Raw genomic sequence first — 8,821 nt, 5'->3', positions numbered from 1 at the left:
CCCGCCGATACGGATGCGCTTGCCCGCAAGATCCTCGGCACTCTTTATAGGCGTCGTGCAGAACAGGCCATAAGGCGTGGTGCCCACCATCCCAAGGTAGATCTGGTTCTTGTCGAGATGCTCGTCCATGCAGGCATCGCAGTGATTGATAACGAAATCAGCCGCCGCCGCCGAGTAGGCAAAGGTGGATTCCCTGGGATCAGCGTCCTGCAACGGCAGGTTCATGGTCAATTCCGTAAACATGGTGGTGGTCGGAAAATCCGAGGGAAAGTAGGCCACCAGCACGGTACCAAGATCGGCCATTCCGTCCCGCAGGCCATCCGGTGTTTCCATAAAACTGAGCAGTGACTGAAGGTATGTGGTGACCGTTAATTTGCCGTTGGAGTGCTCTTCGACGGCATCGGCGTAGGCTTCAACCGCGACAGCCCCCATCGACCCGGAATGGACGCCGGAAGCAAACTTGAGATCACGGGCATCTGCCGCGCTGGCCATACACAGGCTCGCCGCTGCGATACCGGAGACCAGACTGGACCTGGTGATTATTCTGTTCATTATGCTTTCCCCTACCGTTGTTGTGCTTGTTTGGGTTACGGAACACTCGAGAGGGCATAAACTTCAATTATTATTTTGTGTGGGATCCGGCAGACTCTGGGGTCAAAACGGAACCTCCCTTCACCGTAGGTTACGAACCTAACCTTTACAAGAAAACGGAGGATGTGAGGAAGGTCATAATAAAATGCTGAACAGGAGCCAGATCGAAAGTCCAGCGACGGTGACAGTGCTCAGGGAGTAAGACACCGCCCTTTAGACCGCACAGGCTCGGGACTCATTCGTCCTCATTTCTGATTTGCCGAATAGTCTTCGCCAACTCCAGGCAATCATCCAGTGCCCTGTGGGGCCGGAATAGCTGTGACAACTGCAGGTTGAGCTCCGCCTGCCGCTGTGGTCTGACCAGCTGGTCAATGGGCATGAGCACCGCCGGACACGGCTTGCCGACTGCATCGAAAAGCCGTTTTAGCCAACGCTGATCCTGATAAGGCGCATCGGAAAATACGGGCTGCTCCAGCAACAGTTTTTCTACCTGCCGGGCCACCACCACGACGTTCTGGCCGTCCTCGCAGCATTGCTGCCGGGAGATACCATGAAAGGCCGTTTCTACAAAATCGTCCCAGTAATCCCAATCACCCGCACTCTCCGGGTTGATGAGTACCGAATACGATTCACTGCCATCCAGGGTGCACCAGGCAATTTCAATGGGATAACTTTCGTCTGCCAGCCCGCTGGCTTCGATATCCAGGATGTACATCCTTCTTCAGCTCCCCTGCGCGCCCTGCCCCCACCGGGTGGGGGATCTACCAATGTCCGATATGTTGATCAGCGCCAGATCAGTACCTGAAAGCCAAACGAAGTCTGGCTGCGCAGCTTTATATCACGATCAAGACCATTGCCTGCTTCGCCATTCTGGCGGGCGTCTATGACCGTATGGCGCAGGAACATGCCCACTGAAATGGATTGATCACCGGAACTGAAGCGGGTTTCCAGCTCCGTCAGGGCACCGACTTCAACACCCCAGGCAAAGCGGGTATTGCTCTGATCGGTAATATCGTCGCTGAACCGGATTGCCCCAAGCCGCGGGCCAATATAGACGGCGCCACTGCCGTCAGACTGGCGCCAGAGCAGATCCACGCCGCCCAACGCTTCCAGCGAGCGGGCATTGTTCCACTGGCCATATCCCAGCGTGCCGGTTAGCCGATAGTGCTGGTCGGAATAGATACTCTCATACCCGGCCAACACCGCACCGGACACCGTAACGTCATGATCGAATTCTGAAAAGGCCGCACCGGGGCCCTCGGTGTCCGCAGCCAGGGAAGACCCTCCCAGTTGGGCACCCAGGAACAGGTTACTCCCGGCTGCAGCCGTGCTGGCTGCAGCCACACCAGAGGGAACCAGGATAGCTGCTGCACATAAGGCTACCATCGATTCCTTTAATGAATTACGGATGCGCATAGTAGGCTCCCCTGACCAGTTCAGCCGTCCCTGTCAGCACTGTTACGAACTTGCGATCACTCTCCTGCTCGTGACGCACGACAATCCTGGCATCCTCCGACGGACTGGTCAGTTCATCGTCTCTGAAGACTTCCACCTCATCGCCCTGCTGCAAATACAGTCGGGCACTGCTCTGTTTCTCCTCGAAATCTCCACCACAGGCCGATAACAGAATCATCAGCGCCAACACACTGGTGCGGACGGCGTGACGGAGGGGATAGCGGGCAATCGTATTCATCTTCATCTCCTCAGAACCGAATCGGGCGAGTGACACGGGTTTCAATGGTAATGGTGTGCTGGCCGGATTCACTCTCCACGGCCACCGAGCTACCGGCTTCGAAAAGACTGCTCAGGCTGGTCGGTCGCTGAACAGTGCGACAGGTCAGGCTTTCCGGATCGTAGACACCGAATCCGGTACCGGTTTCACCATTGCCGAAGGTTTCTACCCAGGCGCACACACTGGTGCCCTCAAGCCTTACGCGACTCTGCAGGGTTCCATTGCTGTTCAGGCTGGTAAAGGCGCCCGGCACCCTGATATCCGCTTCCGTGCGTTCACCCAGCCGGTTGATCAAGCGGTGAACAGCACGGCCATCGGCATACGCTCGCGCCTCAAGCGAGCGGCCGTTTGCCGGGGCACGGGTAACCACGCTGGTGCGGCCGCTGGCATCGCGGTCAATCACTGTTGACGAACCCGGCAGATAGCTGAAAGCACGAGTGGATTCGCCGTTCGTGGCGACTTCATGCCGAACCTCGCCGATGCCCAGCAGTTCGGTCAGCAAGGTGGTATCACCTTCATCCACCACCGTCACCAGGCGGTCGTTGAAGAACAGCGACAAACTGCCCGGAATCAATGAGCGGGCCTGATTGTCCTGCTTCTCGGCACGACCGGTCAGGCGGTGCGACGACGTACCGTCGAGCCGGATCCCGGCCGCCAGTTCGCCATCCGCCAGCGATCGGGATGCCGTGAATCCGTCACCATCCGGTGCCGGAGCGATAACGACAAACTGATTGCCGTTGTCCACATCTGTCACTTCCAGACGGCTGATGGCTGGCTGGCCACCGGACGAACCGGAGATCTCGGCGGCACGGCTCAGGCCGTTGCGGTCGGGATCCAGGTCACGACCTCCGGACGATGCCTGGTCACCATCGATGGTGAGTATCGCGCCAGCCGGCAGGCTGGTGATATTGCCGCTGCCGCTGATGTACCCGAGCCGGCCGTCACCGCTCAGACTGGCCTGGTGTTGCAGGCCGGATTCCGCATAGGGCTGTTCGATGGCGATGTAGCCATCCGCCATCACCAGCCCGATCGAACCGCCCTGGCGAACATTCACCGCAGACGAGACAGGCGCGCCGACACCGTCTTCATGCTGGCTGATGGCACTGACAACCCCCGCTACGGTGATGCGGTATTCAATAACAGCTTTCCCGCTGCCGGCAGTGACTTCGCCCTTGAGTGCAACCGTTCCATCGCCGGAGACAGTCACGAAGGCCGGAGCAAGATCGAACCGGACCGCGGTGGTCGTAAGCACGGTGCCGTCCGCTGAAGACACGGTACCCGACACAATGACACCGTCTGTGGATGACTGGACCACCGTAACGACACTGGTGCCAGCCTCTGCGTTTTCAATCTCCACCTTACTGCGCATGCCACCACCCGCAAGGGCTGTAACGTCCAGTCTGGCCACGTCACTGGTCAGTACACTGACCGCCTCTGCGTCGCCAGCCTGGCGATAGACCTTAATGTTGGTCTGACCCGAAGGCGCCACCACCACGGTTTGCTCACTGCCATCCGACTGAGCGAAAGTCAGGGTTTGCCGCCCGGAGGTGTCCGGCGATTCGGCGAGGGGCAGCGGCGCCTGGGGATCATCCAGTGTGACCGAAACCCACCGTTTTTCGCCCGCAGCATCCACAAAGGTCGTCTCGTAACGTGCCCTCGATGGCTGATCTTCGGTGTAGGCAGGCCACTGGCCATCACTAACCCCAACGACGGGCGACTCCGGATCCACGACAGGGAGGTCCGGGCCCTCATCAGGACCCGGCGTCACGGGGCTGCCGGGCTCGCCGGGCTCACCCTGATCAGATCCACCAGAGTTATCGGTTACCCGAATACCGAACGGACTCAGTTCCGCAGACTCGTCGCCATTGGTGACACTGATAACAATGTCATCATAGCTGCCCAGGTCATCCAGCTCCGGCGTGCCACTGACGCGTCCGTTCTGGTCATCGAAGGTGGCCCAGGCCGGCAGATTCGCCACGCTGAAGGTAAGCGGATTACCGTCGATGTCAGTTGCCACCGGCGTAAAGCGGTACGCACCCCCGGCAGAAATGGTCGAGGTGGGCGAGCCGGAGATCAGCGGTCTGTCCGCCACCGGCGATACCACCAGACGAATCACCGCCAGTCGTGACTCAATTCCAGCATCATCTGCAACGGTGTAGGTAAAGCGATCCTCGCCGTAGAAATTCTCCTGCGGGCTGTAGCTCACCGTGCCGTCGCCGCCCACCGTCAGGATTCCGTTCAGGGGCTGCTGCCCGATGGTCAGGGAGGGAGCCATCAGAGTGCCGTTCAGGTCCTGATCGTTGGCCAGTGGTGAGATAGTGAGGGTGGTGTCCTCGGCCACCGCCAGGAAACGGTCGTTGGCCAAAGGCCCGTTGTTACCGGGCTGATCGGTTACCGTCACCACAGCGGGTGCGGAGATCTGGCCATCCTCATCCCGCACGCTGTAGGTAAAGCTGTCGATGCCATCAAAGGTGTCTCCAGGGGTGTAGCGGAAGACGCCTGCTGCGGCGTCCAGCGTTACTACCCCCTTGGCCGGACCATCCACCAGGGTCAGGGTTGCCGGATCCAGCTTGCTATCCAGTCCCCGGTCATTACCCAGCACATTGATTGCGAGCGTGGCTCCGTCCATCGTCTGAACCTGATTGCTCTGCACCACAGGCGCTCCCGCGAGACCTACGCTGACGGTAATCAGTGCCGACTCTGACACCAGGCCCCGGTCATCCCGGACGGTGTAGTCGAAGCTGTCCATACCGCGGAAGTCCGCATCAGGCGTATAAAGGATCTCACCCGTTTGCGGATCAACCTCGGCCAAACCATGCTCTGGTAAACGGCCCAGCTCAACAGTACCGGCAACAAGTGCAGCCCCGGTGGCTTCATCGTTGGCCAGAACATCCAGCAGAACCGACAATGCCTTCTCGGTATCCGCCGAGTCATCCCGGGCAACCGGAGCCACGGCGCCGTCAGAAACATTGATAAACAGGCGGGTTACGGCGGAACGGACGCCATTGGCATCGGCCACCGTGTAGGCAAGGGTTTCGACGCCTTCGAAGCCTTCTGCAGCGGTATAGACCAGCTCGCCGTCAGCCCATTGCGCCGTGCCATGGTGCGGACGCAGAACCAGTTCCACACTTTGCGGATCAAGATTCTGCCCCGGAGCGCCGGCGCGGTCGTTGGCCAGAGGCGCGAGGGTGATCGTGCCACCCGGTAATACTGTAGCGGTATCGCCCCGGGTCACTGGCGGCAGGCCAGCGGGTTCTACAGTCAGGCTGACCGTTGCCACATTAGATTCACCACCGAACTCGTCTTCAACCACATAGGTGAAGCTGTCTGCGCCGGTGTAGCCCGCTTGCGGATGGTAGGTAACAGCACCTGTGGCCGTCTCCATGTCGACACGGCCGTAAGCGGGTAACGCGATTACCCGAACACTGGCCGAGTTCAGGCGGCCCTCTTCATCCCGGTCATTAGCCAGCACATCCAGCGCCAGTGAGGAACCCTGCAGCAAGGTTGCACTGTCGTTGCCAGCTTCAGGTGCCAGGTTGCCCACAGTGAAACGGAACGCAGTGTTATCCTGAATACCGGCCCAGCTATTGCCCGCCTCGTCTACCAGACTGCCAGCGGCGAAGGTTACGTAATACTCATGGGTTGGCACCAGAGCCTCGTCCAGAACAACGGTCACCTGCATGCCATCGATTACTACTGCGGCACCGGTGATCGCAAGGCGTGTGTGCTCGGCACCAGCCGTGGCATCATGCACCACCAGTTCACCGTCGCCGGCAAGCACTGGCTCGTCAAAGGTCAGGGACAGATCACTCTGCCAGGAAACGTCCGTGGCCCCGGCCGCAGGCGCGGACGACTGCAGAACCGGACCGGAGCCGTCAAAAGCCACCGTCAGTACCTCAGAGGCCTCATTGCCATTGGCGCCCTGATCTTCCGCCACACCGGCCGGCACCTGCAGAATGACGTCGCCATCACCGCTGGCCACAACGGTCAGTTCGAACACACCGTCAGCCACATCGGTGAAGCCTGTTACGGCACCATTGGTAACCAGCAAATCCGCTGACACAAAGCCGGTAACCAATTCCCCGAAATCGACGGTCAGCCCGATGTCCCCATTGGTTACATCAGTTGTCACATCCGTGGTAAGCACCGGTAGCGGCGCTGTGCCGTCATAGATCCGGCTGAGCTGGGATGCAGCTGTCGTATCGTTGCCGGCCTCATCCTGTGCTACACCGGCGTTGACGTCGACGGTTACCGTACCGTCTTCAACAGGGGTTACGGTGACGGAATAGCTGTTGCCATTGCCAGCGAACCCGTCCAGAGTTCCGTTGCCAACGAGGATGTCTCCCACCTCGAAGCCAATGACCGCTTCATCAAACTGAACGGTGACCTCGAAGGCGCCATTGACGACCGACGCTGCCGGGGTGTTCAGGGTTGGCTGTGAGGCCATTGTATCCAGAAGGGCAGAACTGGTAACCGGTGAGGCAATGTTGCCGGCGTCATCCGTAAGTTCCACAGCCAGGGTCAGGATACCGTCGCCGAGCCCACTGACATCCAGCCCACCGACCTGATCCGTCACACCCGCCACAACACCAGCACCCGCGACCGGAGTACCACCGCCACTGCTGGAAATGGTGTAGCTATAATCTGCGCCGGGCTCGGCATCACTGAACGTGAAGCTGACTGCAGTCGCCTCTGACGCGCTGATAAACTCCGCATCAAAACTGACACTGTGACCCTCGGGCACTGAGGTATCCAGAATTGCAGTATCAGTCACCGACGCTGCCGTGTTACCGGCAGCGTCGGTGACGTCTGCGGACAGGGTCAGGGTGCCGTCGTTAAGCGTTACGAGGTCCAGACCGTTTATCAGTTCGTTGGCGCTGGCCACGGTGCCCGAGCCGGTCACAATCGAACCACCGTTATTGCTGCTGATGGTGTAATCGTAAGTCGCACCGATCTCGGCATCCGTCAGGCTGAAACCTGCTGAAGTGGCCTGTGCTGCGTTAATAAGATCACTGACAAAGCTGACACTCTGGCCACTGGGTGCACTGGTATCCAGCATCACCGTATCCGTCACGGCAGCGGCGTCATTACCGGCAGCATCCGTCAGCACCACTGACAGGGTCAGGGTGCCGTCGCTCAGAGCACTCAGATCTATCCCGGCAATCTGCTCATCGCCACTGGCAAGAGTACCTGCTGCGGTCACCGGTGTGCCACCGGCACTGCTGGTGATGGTATAGCTGTAGTCCGCCCCCACTTCAGCACCTGCAAAGCGGAAGCTGGCAGAGCCTGCGGCCGCAGCGTTCAGCGTGCTTTCGTCAAAGCGGACACTGTGGCCCACTGGCGCACTGGCATCCAGTGTCACGGTATCAGTGACCGCTGCGGCGCTGTTGCCGGCCGGGTCCGTCAGGACCACAGACAGTGTGAGAGTGCCATCACCCAGGCCACTGGCATCAATTCCGGCAATCTGCTCACCGGCACTGGCAAGGGTGCCCGAGCCGGTGACCGGTGTGCCGCCGCCACTGCTGGAAATGGTGTAGCTATAGTCAGCACCGGGTTCGGCATCGCTGAACGTGAAGCTGGTTGAAGCCGACCGTGCGCTGTTCAGGGTACCTTCATCAAAACTGACCGAATGGCCGCTGGGCGCGACGGTGTCAACGCGAACATCGCCGGTGTTGCCAATCGAATTCAGAGCCAGAGCAAGATCATTACCTGCCGCATCCCGCAGACTGCCACCGTTAGCATCAATGGCTGCGGCCAAAGCCACACCATCGCTGTCTTCATCCCCCGCCTGCACGGTATAGCGGAACATCAGGGCGGAAGCGCTGCTACCACTGACGTACACAGCATGGCGAGTGCCGGCGCCGATGGTCAGGGCCAGTTGTGGCGTGCCGTTGGTGGTATTCACTGTGACGTTTTCACTGATGTTAACCGTGAAATCCAGGTTCTGGCCCGCTCTATAGGTGCCGTTGGTCGGCACACCAACGCTCGACACTGTGGGCGCGCTCGTATCGATTGCATAATTGTTGGAAACGGTAGTGCCTGTACCCGCATTACCAGCAACATCAGCTACACCGGTGTTATCTAATGTAATGATGTTGGTTGCATCACTAACGCTTGCTGTAGGCGTCAATGTCGCCGTCCAGGTGGTGCCCCCATCGCCAGAGTTCACCGGGCTTAATGTACCGTTGGCAATGGTTAAATCAGCGTTGGTGAATCCTGTCACCACTTCACTGAACGTAATCGTAACCAGCGAGGTTTCACCAATCGCCAAGGCGCTATCAGCGACCACAATCAAGGCTGTCGGGCGCGCTGTATCGATCGCATAGTTGTTGGAATCGGTGGTGCCGGTGCCAGCATTACCTGCTGCATCAGCGACACCGGTGTTGTTCAGCGTAATTACGTTGGTGTTATTGGTGATACTCGTCGTGGGAGTAAACGTCGCGGTCCAGGTAATGCCGCCATCGCCCGAACTCAGCGGACTTAACGTTCCGTTAGCTA

The 8,821-nt window shown here is 59.3% G+C and carries 5 protein-coding genes; all 5 read right to left on the bottom strand.

Annotated elements, in window-relative coordinates:
- Positions 1-552: hypothetical protein (locus AAC035_RS14895; RefSeq protein ID WP_339805512.1), on the bottom strand; the 552-nt coding region annotated here is incomplete at its 3' end.
- Between the two features lie 274 nt (positions 553-826).
- The gene (locus AAC035_RS14890; protein WP_339805510.1) at positions 827-1,306 is read right to left on the bottom strand and encodes a hypothetical protein; all 480 of its coding nucleotides are present in this window, start codon (positions 1,304-1,306) and stop codon (positions 827-829) included.
- A gap of 68 nt (positions 1,307-1,374) precedes the next feature.
- Entirely contained in the window at positions 1,375-1,977 is a 603-nt protein-coding gene (locus tag AAC035_RS14885; protein WP_339805508.1) for a hypothetical protein, read from the bottom strand.
- A 16-nt stretch (positions 1,978-1,993) separates the two neighbouring features.
- Entirely contained in the window at positions 1,994-2,284 is a 291-nt protein-coding gene (locus AAC035_RS14880) for a hypothetical protein (protein ID WP_339805506.1), read from the bottom strand.
- A 10-nt stretch (positions 2,285-2,294) separates the two neighbouring features.
- Positions 2,295-8,821: Ig-like domain-containing protein (locus AAC035_RS14875; protein WP_339805504.1), on the bottom strand; the 6,527-nt coding region annotated here is incomplete at its 5' end.

Origin of the sequence: uncultured Marinobacter sp., from assembly GCF_963974375.1 — a bacterium.
Taxonomy (GTDB): Bacteria; Pseudomonadota; Gammaproteobacteria; order Pseudomonadales; family Oleiphilaceae; genus Marinobacter.
This window is presented reverse-complemented; position numbering and strand designations above follow the sequence as displayed.